Origin of the sequence: Pseudonocardia sp. Ae150A_Ps1 (assembly GCF_001932315.1) — a bacterium.
In the GTDB taxonomy this organism is placed as follows: Bacteria; Actinomycetota; Actinomycetes; order Mycobacteriales; family Pseudonocardiaceae; genus Pseudonocardia.
Genome location: NZ_MCIJ01000001.1, coordinates 2,585,357 through 2,603,034 on the forward strand (window position 1 = coordinate 2,585,357; position 17,678 = coordinate 2,603,034).

17 protein-coding genes and 1 pseudogene are annotated in these 17,678 nt (G+C 76.2%); 1 reads left to right on the top strand and 17 read right to left on the bottom strand.

The window, feature by feature from the left end:
- Window positions 1-7: 7 nt before the first annotated feature.
- The 8 genes and pseudogenes from rimI to glmS form a co-directional block, all read right to left on the bottom strand.
- Window positions 8-484, bottom strand: a complete 477-nt coding sequence (gene rimI / locus Ae150APs1_RS11835; RefSeq protein WP_010227302.1) for a ribosomal protein S18-alanine N-acetyltransferase — start codon at window positions 482-484, stop codon at window positions 8-10.
- Window positions 481-1,185, bottom strand: coding sequence for a tRNA (adenosine(37)-N6)-threonylcarbamoyltransferase complex dimerization subunit type 1 TsaB (gene tsaB / locus Ae150APs1_RS11840; protein ID WP_075297518.1), 705 nt, complete (start codon window positions 1,183-1,185; stop codon window positions 481-483). The genes rimI and tsaB overlap by 4 nt, the downstream gene beginning before the upstream one ends.
- Window positions 1,186-1,196: 11 nt before the next feature.
- Entirely contained in the window at window positions 1,197-1,685 is a 489-nt protein-coding gene (tsaE, locus tag Ae150APs1_RS11845) for a tRNA (adenosine(37)-N6)-threonylcarbamoyltransferase complex ATPase subunit type 1 TsaE (RefSeq protein ID WP_075297520.1), read from the bottom strand.
- Complete coding sequence (locus Ae150APs1_RS11850) at window positions 1,682-3,037, bottom strand: alpha/beta hydrolase (RefSeq protein WP_075297522.1); 1,356 nt, start codon at window positions 3,035-3,037, stop codon at window positions 1,682-1,684. Before Ae150APs1_RS11850 ends, tsaE begins: the two co-directional genes overlap by 4 nt.
- Window positions 3,034-4,230 carry an alanine racemase gene (alr, locus tag Ae150APs1_RS11855; RefSeq protein WP_075302023.1) on the bottom strand — a complete coding sequence of 399 codons (1,197 nt, stop codon included), beginning with the start codon at window positions 4,228-4,230 and terminating at the stop codon, window positions 3,034-3,036. The genes Ae150APs1_RS11850 and alr overlap by 4 nt, the downstream gene beginning before the upstream one ends.
- 42 nt (window positions 4,231-4,272) lie before the next feature.
- Complete coding sequence (gene argG, locus Ae150APs1_RS11860) at window positions 4,273-5,697, bottom strand: argininosuccinate synthase (RefSeq protein ID WP_010236504.1); 1,425 nt, start codon at window positions 5,695-5,697, stop codon at window positions 4,273-4,275.
- A gap of 385 nt (window positions 5,698-6,082) precedes the next feature.
- Window positions 6,083-7,554 (bottom strand): annotated as a pseudogene (locus Ae150APs1_RS11865) (NAD(P)H-hydrate dehydratase).
- A gap of 98 nt (window positions 7,555-7,652) precedes the next feature.
- Window positions 7,653-9,527, bottom strand: coding sequence for a glutamine--fructose-6-phosphate transaminase (isomerizing) (gene glmS / locus Ae150APs1_RS11870; protein ID WP_075297524.1), 1,875 nt, complete (start codon window positions 9,525-9,527; stop codon window positions 7,653-7,655).
- A 118-nt stretch (window positions 9,528-9,645) separates the two neighbouring features.
- Between glmS and Ae150APs1_RS11875 the strand changes: the two genes are divergently transcribed.
- Window positions 9,646-10,536 carry a dienelactone hydrolase family protein gene (locus Ae150APs1_RS11875; protein WP_249266308.1) on the top strand — a complete coding sequence of 297 codons (891 nt, stop codon included), beginning with the start codon at window positions 9,646-9,648 and terminating at the stop codon, window positions 10,534-10,536.
- A gap of 3 nt (window positions 10,537-10,539) precedes the next feature.
- Here Ae150APs1_RS11875 and Ae150APs1_RS11880 read toward each other — a convergent pair whose 3' ends face one another.
- From Ae150APs1_RS11880 to eccCb, 9 genes are all read right to left on the bottom strand, one after another.
- Window positions 10,540-10,875, bottom strand: a complete 336-nt coding sequence (locus Ae150APs1_RS11880) for a hypothetical protein (protein WP_139316877.1) — start codon at window positions 10,873-10,875, stop codon at window positions 10,540-10,542.
- Complete coding sequence (locus Ae150APs1_RS11885; RefSeq protein WP_075297530.1) at window positions 10,872-11,162, bottom strand: hypothetical protein; 291 nt, start codon at window positions 11,160-11,162, stop codon at window positions 10,872-10,874. The genes Ae150APs1_RS11880 and Ae150APs1_RS11885 overlap by 4 nt, the downstream gene beginning before the upstream one ends.
- A gap of 195 nt (window positions 11,163-11,357) precedes the next feature.
- Window positions 11,358-12,695: a phosphoglucosamine mutase gene (glmM, locus tag Ae150APs1_RS11890; RefSeq protein WP_075297532.1), complete on the bottom strand. Its 1,338-nt coding sequence runs from the start codon at window positions 12,693-12,695 to the stop codon at window positions 11,358-11,360.
- Window positions 12,696-12,706: 11 nt separating this feature from the next.
- Window positions 12,707-13,315, bottom strand: coding sequence for a 30S ribosomal protein S9 (gene rpsI, locus Ae150APs1_RS33535; protein ID WP_249266309.1), 609 nt, complete (start codon window positions 13,313-13,315; stop codon window positions 12,707-12,709).
- The gene (rplM, locus tag Ae150APs1_RS11900; protein ID WP_010234325.1) at window positions 13,312-13,755 is read right to left on the bottom strand and encodes a 50S ribosomal protein L13; all 444 of its coding nucleotides are present in this window, start codon (window positions 13,753-13,755) and stop codon (window positions 13,312-13,314) included. Before rplM ends, rpsI begins: the two co-directional genes overlap by 4 nt.
- Window positions 13,756-14,029: 274 nt before the next feature.
- Window positions 14,030-14,323 carry a WXG100 family type VII secretion target gene (locus tag Ae150APs1_RS11905; RefSeq protein WP_010234328.1) on the bottom strand — a complete coding sequence of 98 codons (294 nt, stop codon included), beginning with the start codon at window positions 14,321-14,323 and terminating at the stop codon, window positions 14,030-14,032.
- Between the two features lie 9 nt (window positions 14,324-14,332).
- On the bottom strand, window positions 14,333-14,644 hold the full coding sequence (locus Ae150APs1_RS11910; protein WP_075297534.1) for a WXG100 family type VII secretion target: 312 nt from the start codon (window positions 14,642-14,644) through the stop codon (window positions 14,333-14,335).
- 140 nt (window positions 14,645-14,784) lie between these two features.
- Window positions 14,785-16,032, bottom strand: a complete 1,248-nt coding sequence (locus Ae150APs1_RS30415; protein WP_083680085.1) for a hypothetical protein — start codon at window positions 16,030-16,032, stop codon at window positions 14,785-14,787.
- Window positions 16,029-17,663: a type VII secretion protein EccCb gene (gene eccCb / locus Ae150APs1_RS33540; RefSeq protein WP_170918076.1), complete on the bottom strand. Its 1,635-nt coding sequence runs from the start codon at window positions 17,661-17,663 to the stop codon at window positions 16,029-16,031. The genes Ae150APs1_RS30415 and eccCb overlap by 4 nt, the downstream gene beginning before the upstream one ends.
- Window positions 17,664-17,678 lie beyond the last annotated feature (15 nt).

Below are 17,678 nucleotides of genomic sequence, written 5' to 3' on the forward strand. Positions count from 1 at the left end.
GTCGCGGTCAGGTGCCGGCCGTGCCCGCCGGGTCGCGCCGCATCGTGTGCGCGTCGGCCCCGGACGGCCGGTAGTACCGCTTCCGCAGCCCGACGATCCCGAAGCCGTGGGCCTCGTACAGCGTGCGGGCCGGCTCGTTGTCGGTCCGGACCTCGAGGAACACGGTCGCGCCGAGCTCGTCCGCCGCCTCGAGCAGCCGCGCGAGCAGCGCCCGCCCGATCCCGTGCCGCTGCCAGCCCGGGTCGACGCCGATGGTGTGCACCTCGGCCTCGGCCTGCGGCGGCCCCGCGACGACGGCGAGCCCCGCGTACCCGACGAGCCGGCCGTCCACCCGGGCGGCGAGGTAGAGCTGCCCGGACGTGACGGCCTCGCGGAACGCCTGCGCGCTCCACGGGTCGTCCCCGGGGAACAGCAGGTCCTCCAGCTCCGCGCAGCGCTCGGCGTCCGCCCGGTAGAGCGGGCCGACGGTGACGGTGGCGGTCATGCGGTGACGCGCTTGCGCCCGGTCGGCTCGACGGCGTCGGGGCGGCGCAGGTAGAGGGGCTCGACCGGCTCGGGGGTGCGCCCGGCCCGCAGCGCGGCCGCGGCCACACCGACGAGTGCCGCCGGCGACGGCGCGGACGGCCCGGTGACCTCCGCGCCGAGCCGGTCGGCGAACGACGGGTCCCCGACGACGGTGCCGACGGCCAGCCCGGGGAGCCGTGCGGCCAGCTCGGCGGGTGGCTCGACGGCCGGTCCGGTGAGCCGCCGCGCGGCCGGGTCGTACGCGGCCCAGTACACCTCGCGGCGACGCGCGTCGGTCACGACCAGCAGGTTGTCCGGTCCCGTCCGCGAGTCCGGGGCGCCCGGCTCGGCGATCCCGGCCGCGGTCAGGGCGAGCGCGTCGTGCGAGCAGACCCCGTGCACCGGGACGTCGAGTGCGTGCCCGAGCGCGGCGGCCGAGACGATCCCGACGCGCAGCCCGGTGAAGGGCCCCGGCCCCGCCCCGACGACGACGGCGCCGATCCCGGACAGCTCCCGCCCTGCCTCGGCGCAGAGCGCGCGGACGGCGGGCACGAGCAGCTCACCGTGCTTGCGCCCGTCGTGGGCGCGGGCGGCGAGGGTCTCGGGAGGGCCGTCGGCGGGCAGCGCGACGAGCCCGGCGGTCACGACCGTCGTCGCGGTGTCCAGGGCCAGTACCAGCACGGTCGACCAGCCTACGGTCGTGCCGTGCGGCGCAGCGTGGCGACCCGGGTCTCGTCGTCGCGGCGCTCCAGCACGACCTCGACGGCCCCGCGCTCGTCGTCACCGGCGAGGCGTTCCGCGAGACCGCCCCCCCACTCGACGGCGACGACGGCCCGGCCCAGCTCGGTGTCGAGATCGAGGTCGTCGAGCTCGGCGGCGACGCCGACGTTCCCGTCAGGGCCGCCGAGCCGGTAGGCGTCGACGTGCACCAGCGCCGGCCCGCCACCCGACGACGGGTGCTCGCGCGCGATCACGAACGTCGGCGACGCGACGGAGCCGGTCACGCCGAGCCCCCGGGCGAGCCCGCGGACGAGCGCGGTCTTCCCCGCCCCCAGCGGCCCGGCGAGCAGCAGCAGGTCCCCCGCGGCGAGCTCGCGGCCGAGTTCCTCGCCGAACGCCTCCGTGTCGGCGACGGTGGGCAGCTCACGGCGCAGCGGCCCGGCCCCCGCGGGCGGGATCACGACCGGTCCTTGCGCGACCCCGGGCCGGCCTTCCCGCCACGGGAGCGGCCCGTGCCGCGTCCGGTCCCCCGGCCCGTTCCCCGCAGCACGCCTCCGCGCCGGCGGCCGGTGCCCCGTGCGCCGCTCGGCGCCGTCCGGCCCGGGCCGTCGGTCGCGTCCGCCGTGGCCCCGTCCGCCGTGGTCTCGCCGGCGGCGGACTCGTCGGTGGCGGCCGCACGGCGCGGGCGCATCGAGCGGTGCGGCGGGCGGGTGAGCCGGAACCGGTCGCCGCGGGACCGCTCCAGGCTGCGCTCGATCAGGTTCCCGAGCTCGTCGTCGACGGCGTCGGGCTGCTCCAGCATCGGCATGTGGCCGACGCCGTGCAGCCGCACCAGCCGCGCGGTCGGGATCGCCTCGGCGATCACCTCGGAGTGCCGGTACGGGATGATCCGGTCGGCGTCGCCGGCGAGGACCAGCACCTCGGCGTCGGACAGCCCGGGCAGCGCGGCCAGCCGGTCGTGCGTGCCGAGGGTGTCGACGAAGTCGGTCAGCGCCCCCACCGCGTTCGAGTCGATCATGGTGTCGACCAGGTCGACCATCCGCGGGTCCACCGCCCGGTCGCCGTAGGCGAACCGCTTGGTGATCGCCCAGATGATGTCGCCGAGCGCGCGCCGCCCGGTCTCGACCAGGTTCGGCTGCCACGCGGCCAGGCCACCGAGCGTGCGGATCACCGGGTTGCGGCGGGACAGGAACGTGCCCGGCAGCCCGGACGACGCCATCTCCCCGGCCGAGGTCGACACCAGCGCGACCCCCGCGACGCGGTCGTGGAACAGCTCCGGGTGCTGCTCGGCGAGCGCCATCACCGTCATGCCGCCCATCGAGTGCGCGACCAGCACCAGCGGCCCCTCCGGGGCGAGCGCGCGGACCACCGCGTCGAGATCGCGCCCGAGCTGGTCGATCGTGCAGCTCTCCTGCGGCGCCCGCTCGGAGCGGCCGTGGCTGCGCTGGTCGTAGAGCACCATTCGGACCGACGGCCCCGTCAGCAGCGCCAGGTACTCGCGCTGCTCCTGCCAGGTCCGCCGGTCCAGCGCGAACCCGTGCACCAGGACGACGGTGACCGCCGGCTCCGCGCCGTCGGCCGGCCCGACCTCCTCGCAGGCGAGCCGGACGCCGTCGTCGGCCATCACCGAGCTCTCCTCGCCGGACCAGCCGGCAGGCTCCTGCCCGCCGTGCTCGGCCATCTGGGTGGCCAGGCTGCGCCGCGCCGACGCGATCTTCCGGCGCTGCGAGGCGACGCCGACGCCCGCGGCGGCACCCGCCGCACCGACCAGGCCACCGGCGATCCCGGCGACCGTCCAACCCCTGCGGCTCATGCGTTCCCCCCGCCGAGCACGGTGCGGCGCACCCGGCCCTTGATGCCGGTGACGATCTCGTAGTGGATGGTGCCCAGCTCGTCGGCCCACTCGCGGGCGGTCGGCCCGCCGCCGTCGCCGGTGCCGAACAGCTCCACCCGGTCGCCGACCGCGACACCGAGCTCACCCGGTGCACCGCAGTCGACGACGAACTGGTCCATGCACACCCGCCCGGCGACCGGGCGGACCGTGTCCCCGATCCGCACCCGCATCCGGCGGCCGTCGTTCATCCGCCGCGGGACGCCGTCGGCGTAGCCGAGCGGGACCAGCGCGAGGGTCCGCGGACCGGGCGCGGTCCACTCGTGGCCGTAGGAGACGCCCTCGCCGGCGGCGACGGTCTTCACCAGCGCGACCCGGCCGCGCACCGTCATCGCCGGGCGCAACGGACTGTCGGCCGGCTGGGCGATCGGGTCCAGTCCGTAGGCGGCGATCCCCGGGCGCACCAGGTCGAGGTGCAGGTCGGGGCGGGTCATGAGGGCCGCCGAGTTCGCGAGGTGGACCAGCGGGGCGAACCCGCGGTCGCGGACGTGCGAGGCGGCGGCCCGCAGCCGCGCGGCCTGCGCGTCGATGCTGGGGTCGCCGGGCTCGTCGGCCCGGGCGAGGTGCGACCAGACGGCGTCGACCTCGCAGGTCCCCTCCGCGGCCGCGGCGGCGACGTCGTCGACCAGGCCGGGCCACTCGTCGGGCGGGCAGCCGTTGCGGGACAGCCCGGTGTCCGCCTTGAGGTGCAGCCGCACCGGCCGCCCGGCCGCGCGGGCACCGGCCAGCACCGCGGTCAGGTGTTCGCGGGACGACACCGACAGCTCCACCCCCGCGGCGACGGCGGCGGCGAAGTCCTCGTCGGGCAGGTGCAGCCAGGACAGCAGCGGCGCGCCGATCCCGGCGGAGCGCAGCGCGAGGGCCTCGTCCAGGGTCGCGACGCCGAGGCGGCCCGCCCCGGACGACAGCGCCGCCCGGGCGACGCCGGCCGCGCCGTGGCCGTACCCGTCGGCCTTGACCACGACCATCGTCGCGGCGCCGCTGCGCGCGGCCAGGCCGGACAGGTACGCGACGTTGTGCCGCACCGCGTCCAGGTCGACCACGGCCTCGGCCCGGGGTCCGCCGGGCGGGGGCGCGGGGGCGCCCGCACCGGGTACGGGTTCGGTGGCTGGCAACACGGCCCCGATCATCGCATCCCGGAACGACGGGCCCGTCCCTCAGTCGGTCCCGGCCTCCATCGCGGCCCGGTCGAGGGACTCCTCGACCTGCTCGGCCCCCTCCTCGGCGGGCGTCGCGGTGATCTCCGCCGCCCGGCCCGGCTCGACGTCGCCGACGAAGGTCCGGAACGACCCGCCCAGCATCCCGGTCGCGGCGTACTGCTCGAGCTTGGCGCGGGAGTCGGCCAGGTCGAGGTTGCGCAGGGTGAGCTGGCCGATCCGGTCGCCGGGGGTGAAGGGGGCGTCCTCGACGCGCTCCATCGACAGCCGGTCCTCGGCGTAGGCCAGCGCCGGCCCGCGGGTGTCGAGCACCGACCAGTCGTTGCCGCGGCGCAGCCGCACGGTCACCGAGCCGGTGATCGCGTTGCCGACCCAGCGGGTCAGCGACTCGCGCAGCATCAGCGACTGCGGCTCCAGCCAGCGGCCCTCGTAGAGCAGCCGGCCCAGCCGGCGCCCCTCGGTCTCGTAGGCGGCGAGGGAGTCCTCGTTGTGGATCGCGGAGACCAGCCGCTCGTAGGTGACGAACAGCAGCGCCATGGCCGGGGCCTCGTAGATGCCGCGGCTCTTCGCCTCGATGATCCGGTTCTCGATCTGGTCGGTCATGCCGAGGCCGTGCCGGCCACCGATCCGGTTGGCCTCGTCGACCAGTGCGACCGGGTCGTCGTAGCGGGTGCCGTTGATCGCGACCGGGCGGCCGGCCTCCCACTCGACGGTGACGTCCTCGGTCTCGACCTCGACGGCCGGGTCCCAGAACCGCACGCCCATGATCGGCTCGACGATCTCCAGCGAGGTGTCGAGGTGCTCGAGCCTCTTGGCCTCGTGGGTGGCGCCCCAGATGTTGGCGTCGGTCGAGTACGCCTTCTCCGCCGACGCCCGGTAGGGCAGGTCCCGCTCGCCCAGCCAGTGGCTCATCTCGGTGCGGCCGCCGAGCTGGTCGACGAACACCTCGTCGAGCCACGGCTTGTAGATCCGCAGCGCCGGGTTCGCGAGCAGCCCGTAGCGGTAGAAGCGCTCGATGTCGTTGCCCTTGAACGTCGAGCCGTCGCCCCAGATCGAGACGCCGTCCTCGGCCATCGCGCGCACCAGCAGCGTGCCGGTGACGGCGCGGCCGATCGGCGTGGTGTTGAAGTACGGCATGCCACCGGCGCGGATGTGGAACGCCCCGCACGCGATCGCGGCGATGCCCTCGTCGACCAGCGCACGACGGCAGTCGACGACCCGCGCGGACTCGGCGCCGTACTCGAGCGCCCGCTCGCGGACCGCGACGAGGTCGGGCTCGTCGGGCTGTCCCAGGTCGGCCGTGTAGGCGTACGGGACCGCGCCGTTCTCGCGCATCCAGGCGACCGCGACCGAGGTGTCGAGGCCACCGGAGAAGGCGATGCCGACGCGCTCGCCGACGGGGAGGCTGGTCAGGATCTTCGGCACGCGAAGACGCTAACAACCCGGCCGACGCGCAGGTCGGCCGGTGTCCGCCCGGCCGCCCCCGCCGCCCTCGCACCGAGTCCGCGCCGAGGCACCCCGTCCCCGGCTTGCGCACCCCTTCCCTGTCTGGCGCACCCTGTCGCGGCTCGCGGCACCCCGCGCAAGGGGTGCGGCGCACGGCTATGGGGTGCGCGGCAGCGCCGGGCGCGGCGGAAGCGACCGGATCCGGCGGCCCCGCGGACGACGCACCCCGACCTGCGCCCAGCGCACCCCGTACCGGCTCGGCGCACCCCGTGGCGTGCCGGCGCACCCCGTGGCGTGCCGAGGCACCCCACGCGACGGGTGCGGCGCGCGGGCACGGGGTGCGCGGCGGCGCGTGGTCGGCGGGTCAGCCGGATCCGGCGGCGGCGCGGACGGCGCGCAGGGCCACCGGGATCGCGGCCTGCATCGCCGATGCCGGTGCCGGGACCGGGGGCAGGCCGTGCTCGCGGGCGGCGGCCGTCGCGGCGCGGCCGTGCACGAGCGTGGCGCACCCGGCCGCCCACCAGGGGTCCAGCCCGGCCGCGAGCAAGGCGCCGATCATGCCGGTCAGGACGTCCCCGGACCCCGCGGTCGCCGCCCAGGAGTCGCCGGCCGGGTCGATCAGGGCCCGCCCGTCCGGTGCGGCGACGACGGTCGCGTTGCCCTTGAGCAGCACCGTCACCCCCAGGTCGGCGGCGGCCCGGCGGGCGGCGGCGACGCGGTCCGGGCCGACGTCGCCCGCGATCCGGGCGAACTCCCCCGCGTGCGGGGTGAGCACGACCGGCTCGCCGAGGATCCGGTCGCGCAGGTGGGCGTGCTGGGCCAGCAGGGTGATGCCGTCGGCGTCGATGCACAGCGGGACCTCGCGGTCGAGCACCGACTCCAGCACCGCCAGGCCCTGCGCACCGATCCCGATGCCCGGGCCGACCGCCCACGCCTGGGTGCGGCCCGCGTCGGTGATGTCGCCGGTGGCGACGATCTCCGGCCAGTGCCGGCGCACCTCGTCGGCGGCGGATCCGGCGAACCGCACCATGCCGGAGGTGGCGAGCGCGGCGGCACCGGCGGCGAGCACCGCTGCCCCGGGGTAGGTGGCCGATCCGGCGGCGATCCCGACGACGCCCTGGCTGTACTTGTCGTCGTCCGGGCCGGGGACCGGCCAGAACAGGCCGGCGTCGGCGTCGGTGAGGAGCCGGGCGTGCGGGTCGGCAGGCAGGAACGGCCCGAGCCCGAAGTCGACGAGCCGGACCGGGCCGCACAGCGGCGCGGCGAGGGCGTGCACCGGTTTGCGGGCGCCGAAGGTGACGGTGAGCGCCGCCCGGACGTGCGGCCCGTCGGTCGTGCCGGTGTCGGTGTCCACCCCCGACGGCAGGTCGCACGCGACGATCGGCACCCCGGCGTCGTCGGCGGCCTCGACGAGTGCGGGCGCCGGGTCCCGCAGCGCCCCGCGCCCGGAGATGCCGACGATCCCGTCGACGACGACGTCCGCGACCGCGACCGCGACGCCACCGGGGCCGGCACCCGGGCCGAGCGGGAGGACCCGGCCGCGGGCCGCCCGCAGCGCCGCCAGGCCACCCGGGTGGGCGCGTTCCGGTGCCAGCAGGACCGCGGTGACGCGCGCGCCACGGCGGCGCAGCTCGGCGCCCGCCCAGAGGGCGTCGCCGCCGTTGTCACCGGCCCCGACCAGCAGCACCACCCGGCGCCCGTAGGTGGAGCCGAGGAACCCGCGCAGGTGGGCCGCCGCCCGCCCGCCGCGCGGCGCATGAGCACGCCGTCGGCGACGGTGCGCATCATGGCCGACTCGGCCGCCCGGATCTGCTCCGCCGTGTACACCCCGTGCATGCCCGGCAGGCTAGTGCTCGTCCCGGTCCGCTCACCGGATCCGCGGACGCTCACGCCATCGCGTGAGCGTCGCCGGAACCCGTGAGCGGGGACCGGGCTCACTCCACGGTGACGGACTTCGCGAGGTTGCGGGGCTTGTCGACGTCGTAGCCGCGGGCGCGGGCGATCTCGGCCGCGATGACCTGCAGCGGGATCGTCGCGACGAGCGGCTGCAGCAGCGTCGGCACCGCGGGCAGCTCGAAGAGGTGGTCGGCGAACGGGCGGACCGTCTCGTCGCCGGTCTCGGCGATCACGACCGTCCGGGCGCCGCGCGCCTTGATCTCCTGGATGTTGGAGAGCAGCTTCGAGTGCAGCACCGCGCGGCCCTTCGGCGACGGCATCACGACGACGACCGGCAGGCCGTCCTCGATCAGCGCGATCGGGCCGTGCTTGAGCTCGCCGGCCGCGAACGCCTCGGCGTGCATGTAGGCGAGCTCCTTGAGCTTGAGCGCACCCTCCAGCGCCACCGGGAAGCCGACGTGGCGCCCGAGGAACAGCACCGCCTTCGACGGCGCCAGCTCCTGCCCCAGCGCACGCGCCTCCCCGAGCGACTCCAGCACCTCGGCGACCGCCTCCGGGATCGCCTCCAGCTGCTCGAACTCGCGGACGACCTCGTCCGGGTACTTCGTCCCGCGCGCCTGCGCCAGCGCCAGGCCGACCAGATAGTTCGCCGCGACCTGCGCGGTGAAGGTCTTGGTGGCCGCGACGCCGATCTCGGGGCCGGCGTGGGTGTAGATCACCGCGTCGGACTCGCGGGGGATCTGCGCACCGTTGGTGTTGCAGATCGCGAGCACCCGGGCCTTCTGGTCCTTGGCGTGCCGCAGCGCCTCGAGGGTGTCGGCGGTCTCGCCGGACTGGGAGATCGCGACGACCAGCGTCGAGCGGTCCAGGACCGGGTCCCGGTAGCGGAACTCGGAGGCGAGCTCGATCTCGACGGGCAGCCGCGTCCAGTGCTCGATCGCGTACTTCGCCAGCAGCCCGGAGTGGTACGCGGTGCCGCAGGCGATGACGAAGACCTTGTCGACGTCCCGCAGGTCCTGGTCGGTGAGGCGCTGCTCGTCGAGCACGATCCGGCCGTCGACGAGGTGCCCGCGCAGCGTGTTCGCGATCGCGGTGGGCTGCTCCTCGATCTCCTTGAGCATGAAGTAGTCGTGGCCGCCCTTCTCCGCGGCCGCGAGGTCCCACGTCACCTCGAACGGGTTGGCGGCGACGGGCGCACCGGCGAAGTCGGTGACGTCGTAGCCGTCCCGGGTGATCGTGACGACCTGGTCCTGCCCCAGCTCGACGGCCGAGCGGGTGAACTCGATGAAGGCGGCGACGTCGGAGGCGAGGAAGGTCTCGCCCTCACCGATGCCGAGCACCAGCGGCGAGTTCCGCCGGGCGGCGACGATCCGGTCCGGCTCGTCGGCGTGCGTCACGACCAGGGTGAACGCACCCTCCAGCAGCCGGGCGACGGCGCGGACGGACGCGGGCAGGTCACCGCGCGCGTCCTCCACCCCGGCCAGCTCACCGGCGTACGCGAGCGCGACGAGGTGCGCCGCGGTCTCGGTGTCGGTGTCGGACTCGGCCCAGATCCCGCGTGCCTCCAGCTCGGCACGCAGCTCCATGAAGTTCTCGATGATCCCGTTGTGGACGACCGCGACCTTGCCGTCGCTGCTCCGGTGCGGGTGCGCGTTCCGGTCGTTCGGCGGGCCGTGGGTCGCCCAGCGGGTGTGCCCGATCCCGGCCGTCCCCGAGAACCGCTCCCGGCCGACCTCGTCGAGCAGGGCCTCCAGGTTCGCCAGCGCCCCGGCCTTGCGCTCGACCAGCAGCCCTCCGTCGACCGGGAGGGCGACACCGGCGGAGTCGTACCCCCGGTACTCCAGACGTCGCAGACCACCGAGAACGACGTCGAGTGCGCCTTGATGACCGACGTAACCGACGATGCCACACATGCCGGTGAGGGTATCCGCGCCCGATCCGCGATCTTCCGCCGCAGGGTGGGACGGGCGCCACGCCGAGGACCGGGCGCGAGCCGGGCGCCGGGTGACCTGCCCCGGTACGGTGCCGTCCGTGGCCCGGAGCAGCGTGACCCGCCCCCCGTCGATGAAGGGTGCCAAGGACGCACTCGGCGTGCTCTCCCGGCCGGGCCCGAACCGGGTCCGGTTCGGTGACCTCGGCCTGATCGGGCTGCCGGGGATCGTCTACACCCCGGCCGAGGGCTACCAGCTGCCCGCGGTCGTCCTCGGGCACGCGTGGCTGCAGCCGGTCCGCCGCTACCACGAGCTGCTCCGCCACCTCGCGACCTGGGGGATCGTCGCCGCCGCCCCGAACACGCAGCGCGGACCGGTCCCGAGCCTCTCCCGGTTCTCCTCGGACCTCGACACGGTGCTCGACGTCTGCGCCGGCGTCCGGCTGGGCGACGGCCGGATCAGCGTCGACGCCCGCCGCACCGCACTGATCGGGCACGGCACCGGCGGCGGCGCCGCGATCCTCACCGCTGCCCGGCGGGAGCGGCTCGGCGCACTCGTCACCCTGGCACCGTCGGAGATCCAGCCGTCCGCGATCGAGGCGGCGGCCCGAGTGGGCGCTCCCACCCTGCACCTCGCCGCCGCGGTCGACTCGCTGGCACCGGCCGCGGGGCACGCCGAGCGGATCGCCGCCGCCCAGCGCGAGGCGGGCACCGACGTGACGCTCCGCAGCATCGAGAAGGCCGGCCACCTCGGCTTCTGCGAGGGCAGGCACTGGTCGAGCTACCTGCTGCAGAACCGGCCGCAGCACCGCACCCGCAAGATCACCCGGGCGCTGGTGACGGCGTTCCTCATGCAGGAGCTGCTGGGCGAGAAGCGGGTGTCCGCGCTGACGTCGGGCGACGTCCCCGGGGCGCCGATCGTGGAGCCGCCGGACCCCGAGGCCGAGCAGGACTCCGGCGAGACCCACGGGCTCCTCGGCATCGGGAGCTGACCCTCACCGGCCGTCCATCGGCGGGAGCAGCGGCGCGACCACGCCGCGACGGTCGGTCGTGCGGATCCCGGCGGTGCCGGGCAGCCGGATCCCGGGCACCGTGGGCTCGGACCCGGCGCCCCCTGCCTCCGCACGGTCCTGCTCCGCGGCCTCGGCCGCGACGTCGTCGGCGAGCCGCCGGGCGGCCCGCTGCACCAGGTCGAGGCGGGCGGTCCACTCGCGTCCGGCGTCGTCGTCCCACGCGACGGCGGCCCGCACCCCCGCCAGGACGTCCGCGGTGCCGTCCAGCCGCTCCACGAGCCGCCGCAGCGCCGCCGCCTGGTCGACGGTCCCGGTCACGGCCGGATCGGGACGCACGATCCTGCCCTCCCCGGGACCGCACCGTGCACCTCGACGCCCGCCCGGAGCCGGGTGGCTGCGGCGGTATCGGCGTGGCGGGTGGTGGTGGCGGCGTGCGTGGCGGTCGTGGCCAGGCTGTCGAGCTCGTCGGCGATCCGGTGCGCGTCGATCCCGTGGCCGCCCAGGGACCGGCCCGCCACCACGGTCCGGAGGTCCGCGGCCGTCTCGCGGAGCCGGGCCGCGGCACGGTCCAGGGCGTCGGGATCCCGCTGCACGTCCGGTCGCATCGCCCCAGCGTGCCGTCACCGGGTCGGCCGCACCGCCGTTCCGCGGAGGACGTTCGCACCGGTGAACGACGGCGGGGCGGCGCGTACCGGTGAGCAGAGCAGCGGAGAGGACGGGGGTACGGGAGCGGGCACGGACACGCGGGCGGGGCCGCCACCCTGTGGGTGACGGCCCCGTCCGGAACCCTGTGGCGTCGGTCAGCTCGCGGCCGCGACCACCTCGGCCAGCCGGCCCGCGACGGCATCGGCCTCGGCCGCCGTCGGAGCCTCCACCATGACCCGCACCAGCTGCTCGGTGCCCGACGGGCGCAGCAGCACCCGCCCGGTCTCCCCGAGCTCGGCGCTCGCCTTCGCCACCGCCTCTGCGACCTGCGCGGACGCGGCCACGGTGTCCCTGTCCCCGACCGCGACGTTGCGCAGCACCTGCGGCAGCGGCGTGACGACCGCGGCCAGCTCGGCGAGCGAGGAGCCCGTCGACGCCATCCGCGACATGAGCCGTAGCGCGGTCAGCAGGCCGTCGCCGGTGGTGGCGTGCCCCGGGAGCACGACGTGCCCGGACTGCTCGCCGCCGAGGGTGAACCCACCCTCGCGCAGCCGCTCGAGCACGTACCGGTCACCGACCTTGGTGGTGTCCAGGGTGATCCCGGCGTCGCGCATGGCGAGGTGCAGACCGAGGTTGCTCATCACGGTCGCGACGAGCGTGTCGTGGGCCAGCTCGCCCGCGTCGCGCATCGCGAGCGCGAGCACCGCCATGATCTGGTCACCGTCGACGACGTTCCCGGCCGCGTCGACGGCGAGGCAGCGGTCGGCGTCGCCGTCGTGCGCGATGCCCAGGTCGGCGCCCTGCTCCCGGACGGCCGCGCGCAACGGCTCCAGGTGGGTCGACCCGACGCCGTCGTTGATGTTGAGGCCGTCCGGCTCGGCGTGCAGGGCGATGACATCGGCACCGGCCTGCCGGTACGCCTCCGGCGCCGCGACCGACGCCGCACCGTGCGCGCAGTCGACGATCACGCGGACGCCGTTCAGCGAGCCCGGGGCGGCCTCGAGCAGGTGCGCGACGTAGACGCCGGTGGCGTCCGGCGCGTCCCAGACGCGGCCGATGCCGTCCCCGGTGGGGCGGCCGTCCGCCGGGCGGTCGAGCCCGCGCTCGATCTCGGCCTCGACGTCGTCGGGGAGCTTGTGCCCGCCGGCGGCGAAGAGCTTGATGCCGTTGTCGGGCATCGGGTTGTGCGAGGCGGAAATCATCACGCCGAGGTCGGCACCGGTCTCGGCGACCAGGTGCGCGACACCGGGCGTGGGCAGGATCCCGACCCGGATCGCGTCCGCACCGGCCGAGGTGAGGCCGGCGACGACCGCGGACTCCAGCATCTCGCCGCTGGCACGCGGGTCCCGCCCGACGACCGCGACGGGCCGTCGGCCGGAGCCGTTCGACAGGGTGCGCGCAGCCGAGGCACAGACACCAACGGCGAACTCCGGTGTGAGGAGTTCGCCGTTGGCCAGGCCCCGGACGCCGTCGGTTCCGAAGAGGCGACGCATCCGGCTGCGATTCAGCGCTTGGAGTACTGGGGCGCCTTGCGGGCCTTCTTGAGGCCGTACTTCTTGCGCTCGACGGCGCGGGCGTCCCGGGTGAGGAAGCCGGCCTTCTTCAGGGCCGGACGGTCCTCGGCGTCGAGCTCGGCGAGCGCACGGGCGATGGCCAGGCGCAGGGCGCCGGCCTGACCCGCGGTGCCGCCACCGCGCAGGTTCGCGAAGATGTCGAACCGCTCGGTCTTCTCGACCGTGATCAGCGGGTCCTTGACGACCTGCTGGTGCAGCTTGTTCGGGAAGTACGTCTCGAGCGGCTTGCCGTTCAGCGTGAACTGGCCGCTGCCGGGCAGCAGACGCACACGGACGACGGCCTCCTTGCGGCGGCCGACGGTCTGCACCGGACGGTCACCCAGGACGGGCGCCTCGGCGGCGAACGCATCGGCGTCGAACTCGGAGGAGTCGTCGATCGAGTAGTCGACGTCCGCGACGGCCTCGCCGACGGTCTCGGTCAGCTCGGTGTCGGTCGCCTCGGCGGCGGCACCCTCGGTCTCGACCGTCTCGACGACCTCGTCGGGTCCGTTCTCGGGGCTGGTCACGGGCTGTCCCTCTTCGTTGCTCGGGGTGGTCACTGGCTGACCTGCTTGATCTCGAACGGCTGCGGCTTCTGGGCCTCGTGCGGGTGCGACGGGCCGGCGTAGACCTTCAGCTTCTTGGCCATCGCACGGCCGAGACGGTTCTTCGGCAGCATGCCCTTGATGGCCTTCTCGACCAGGCGGTCCGGGTGGCTGTCGATCATCTCGCCGACCGACCGCTGGCTGAGGCCACCCGGGAAGCCGGAGTGCCGGTACACGAACTTGTCGGTGCGCTTGTTGCCGGACACCGAGATCTTCTCGGCGTTCACGATCACCACGAAGTCGCCGTTGTCGACGTGCGGCGCGTAGGTCGGCTTGTGCTTGCCACGCAGCAGCGTGGCGGCGTGGGTGGCGAGCCGACCGAGGCGCACGTCGTCGGCGTCGATCACGTGCCAGGCGTGGTTGATGTCGCCGGGCTTCGGGCTGTACGTGGGCACGGATCTACCTCGTCGTCGTTCTCGGCTTCGGTGGGCGGTACCGGCGGGGCATCCGCGCGGCCACCGGTCCACACTGGTGTGTCACTGGTTCCTCAGCGTGCCGCTGGTGGACGCCGGAGGGACGCACGCCCGCCGGACTCGGCTGCCCTCACGAACCTGCTCGAGGGACGACGGACAGCGCCCGCGGGTCTCCACCGCTGCACAACGAGAGTCAAGAGTACCCGGCGCTCCCGGGAGCGGACGCGGGGGGTCGCTCCGGTCCGCTCCCGGGCGGTCAGGCCGTGAACCGCTTCGCGTTGTCCGCCTCGACGGCCCGGTAGCCCGCCCCTGCGTCCAGGACCAGCACCTTGATCTTCTGCAGGGTGCCGGTCAGGTCGGCCGCGGAGCCGTCCCAGCGCCGCTGTGCCTCGTCGTAGCGGGTGGCCGCGTCGCCCGTCCAGCCCGACACGACCGGCGCCAGGTACCCGCGGAGGTCGTCGAGCTGTCCGAGGATGCGCGCCCGCGCCCCGTCGATGTCGGCCGCGGCCTGCTCGATCGCGGCGAACGTGACCTTGATCTCGCCTCCCATGCCCGCCCCTCAGCCCAGCGCCGACGTGATGGCCGAGACGTTCCGGGCGTTCTCGTCCTCGATCCGCCGGTAGGCCGTGGCCGTGCCACCGAGCTGCTCCGCGATGTCGGCGAGCGCGGCGTTGAGCCGTGTCGCCTCGGTGTCCCACTCGGCCATCAGCGCGGTGAAGGCGGTGGCCGCGGCCCCCGCCCACCGGCCGCGGGTCGCCTCCAGCCGCGAGCGCAGCCCATCCAGCTCGCCGTCCACCGCGGTGCTCACCTCCCGCACCCGGCCCGCCGCCCGGGCCATCTCCTCCGTCGTCGTGCCGAACCCCTCGGCCATGCGCCTCACCCCGTCCCGTGTCCGCCCCGGGCGGCCGGGCCGTCCGGGGCCGGGGACACCCGTCCCCGGCCGGGGCACCGTCGCAGGGCGGGGACCCGGCCACGGCCGTTCGGGACCCGTCGTTCGCGACCGGGAACGCCTCAGCGCACCGCCCGCACCGAGCCGACGACCTCGGCGCAGGCCGGGGTGACCACCGCGCCCGCCGGACGACGGCAGCCCACGACGAGCTGCTCACCGCCCTCGAACACCGCGTGCCAGTCGACGACGGTGCCGTCGCCGGGGTGCTGGGTCCAGCCGAGCACCGCCCGGCCGCCGACGGTGCGCGGACCGGGCGGTCCGGCCCCGGCCCGGCCGCCTAGCAGGCCGGCGAGCTCGCGGCGCACCCGGTCCGGTTCGCGGCCGGCGTCGTAACCGAGCGGGCTGCGTTCGACGACGACGAGATCGGCGCCGTCCGGCCGTCCGGCCGTCCGGCCGGGGTGAGCAGCACGCGCCGGCGGGCCGGGTCCCCGCCGGTGTGCTCCCACCCGGCGGGCAGCGCCGCCGCGTAGCCGTACTGGACGAGGACCGCTGCCCCTGCCACCGGCCTGGCGGGCCCCTCCGCCCCCACCGGGCCGCGGCCCCCGGCGAGCAGGCCCGCGACGACGAGCACCGTCCCGAGCACGGCGAGCACCGGGAGGACGAGCCGGGCGCGGCCCGGGTCGTGGTCCTCGCCCGGCCCGGGCTCCCCGTCCGGCTCCACGGCCCCGGCGAACGGCGGTCCCGCGGCCGGATGCCTGCGGCCGGATGTCCCGCGCCCCGGTTTCCCGCGCCCCGGTTTCCCGCGCCCCGATGTCCCGCCACCAGGACCCCGCCCCGAGCACCGCCGCGGTGTCCGGCCCGGCGCCGGGCACGTCCGCCGGGTCGCCGGGCCCGGCCGGGCCCGCCACCCGCACCGGGCACGCCGCCGTCCGGGCGGTCGCGGCCGGCCAGCCGGGGTCGTCGAGCACCCGCTCCCCCGCCAGGACGATCTCCACCGGGACACCGCGCGGGGCGGTGCCGGACGGCACGACCGTCCCGCCGTCGACCACGACCGCGTCCGTCCCGTCCGGACCGGCGTGCACGACGAGCACCGGCCCGGCCGCGGGGACCGGCCCGACCGCCAGCACCGCGACCGCCACCGGTACCAGCAGCACCCGCGGCGTCCCGGGGAACGGGCCACCCGGCGTCGTCCCGACCCGGACCACGACGGCGGGCGGGTCGTCGCCGAAGAAGTCCGTGACCGCGTCGGCCGAGGGTGTCCCCGCCGGGGCCGCGGCGAGCAGCCGGATCCCGCCCTCGTCCGCGGCCGCGAGCAGCACCCCGGACGGCCGGGTGTGGACCGCCACGGCGAACCCCGGCACCGTCGTCACTCCGGCTCGGTCCAGGCCAGCTGCACCCGGCGCGCGCCGTGTCCGCGGTCGACCAGCACCGCCCGCCCCGGCGGCATCGGGCCCGGCTTCACCTTCTCCAGCAACGCCCCCTCGTCCGGGCTGCCGGCGCCGACCAGGCCGGGCGCGCCGAGCTCGCGCAGCCGCCCCAGCACCGGATCGAACAGCGCGCGGCTCGCGCCCCCGGTCCGCCGGGCGACGACGACGTGCAGCCCGACGTCGCGGGCCTGCGGCAGGTACTCGGCCAGCGGCAGCAGCGGGTGCCCGCCGGAGCTGCCGGCCGCCGGGACGACGAGGTCGTAGTCGTCGACCAGCACCCAGACGTCCGGCCCGCTCCACCAGGAGCGTTCCCGCAGCTGGGCCGGGGTGACGCCGGCGCCGGGCAGCCGCCGCCCCAGCGACCCGGCGACGTCGGCGCAGGCCTCCGCCGTCGCCCCCGCGGTCGCGGCGTGTGCCAGCAGGTGCGACGGCGGGACCGCACCGAGCAGCGTCCGCCGGTGGTCGACGACGATCCGGGCCTCCTCGGGCGTCCGGCGCGCCGCGATGCCGCGGGCGATCAGCCGGAGCAGGTTCGTCTTGCCGCCGCCGGAATCGGCGAAGCAGAGCAGGTGCGGCTCGTCCGGGTCGAGTTCGACGGTGCGCAGCCGGTCCTCGTCGACGCCGAGGGCCGGACCGCGCCCGAGCCCGGGCGGGAGCTCCTCGACGGTGATCCGCTCGGGCAGCAGCCGCACCGCAGGCAGACCGGCGCCGGGCCATGCGGCCGCGACCGGCGGTGCGGGGTCGGCGCCGGTGACCGTCACCGGGGCGGCGACCACGGCCGCCGCGCCGTCGGGGGCGAGCCCGTGCCCGGGCCGCGACGGCACCGCGGCGGCCCGCCGGCGGTCGGTCTCGGAGTCCGACGGGTCACCGAGACGCAGCTCGAGGCAGCTGCCGAGCTGGTCCTTGAGCACCGGCCGGAAGTCGGCCCAGCGCCCCGCGGACACCGCCACGTGCACGCCGTACGCGAGCCCGCGCGCCGCGAGCGCGGTGAGCCGCTCGTCGAGGTCGTCGCCCGCGGACCGCAGCGCGGGGTAGCCGTCGACGACGAGCAGCAGGTCCGTGCAGGGCTCGTCGGTGAGCTCACCCGCCGCACGCCGGGTGCGGAAGTCCTCCACCCCGGCGATGCCGTGCGTGCCGAAGAGCCGCTCCCGGTGCTCGACGGTCGCGACGACCTCCGCCACGACCCGCCGCACCAGGTCCGTACGACGGCGGTCGGCGACCGTCCCGACGTGCGGCAGCCCGCCGAGCGGGCCGAGCGTGCCGCCGCCGAGGTCGAGGACGTGCACACCCAGCTCGTACGGGGTGTGGGTCAGGGCGAGCGCGACGACCAGCGTGCGCAGCGCCGTCGACTTGCCCGACCGCGGACCGCCGACGACGGCGAGGTGCCCCGCCGCCCCGGACAGGTCCACCACCAGGGGGTCGCGTCGTTGCAGGTAGGGCCGGTCGACCAGCCCGATCGGTGCGACCAGCCGTCCGGTGGGGCCGGGCGCCTGCAGGCCGCGGTCGGACCGGACCGCCGGCTCGCCGAGCACCGTGGACAGCGGCGGCGGCTCGTCGAGGGGCGGCAGCCACACCCGGTGCGCGCGGCC

Bases quoted from the DNA above. Each gene is read 5' to 3' on its own strand.
- rimI (WP_010227302.1), bottom strand. From the start codon at position 484: ATGACCGCCACCGTCACCGTCGGCCCGCTCTACCGGGCGGACGCCGAG.
- Ae150APs1_RS11850 (WP_075297522.1), bottom strand. From the start codon at position 3,037: ATGAGCCGCAGGGGTTGGACGGTCGCCGGGATCGCCGGTGGCCTGGTC.
- glmS (WP_075297524.1), bottom strand. From the start codon at position 9,527: ATGTGTGGCATCGTCGGTTACGTCGGTCATCAAGGCGCACTCGACGTC.
- glmM (WP_075297532.1), bottom strand. From the start codon at position 12,695: ATGCGTCGCCTCTTCGGAACCGACGGCGTCCGGGGCCTGGCCAACGGC.
- Ae150APs1_RS11885 (WP_075297530.1), bottom strand. From the start codon at position 11,162: ATGCGACCGGACGTGCAGCGGGATCCCGACGCCCTGGACCGTGCCGCG.
- Ae150APs1_RS11910 (WP_075297534.1), bottom strand. From the start codon at position 14,644: ATGGCCGAGGGGTTCGGCACGACGACGGAGGAGATGGCCCGGGCGGCG.
- Ae150APs1_RS11905 (WP_010234328.1), bottom strand. From the start codon at position 14,323: ATGGGAGGCGAGATCAAGGTCACGTTCGCCGCGATCGAGCAGGCCGCG.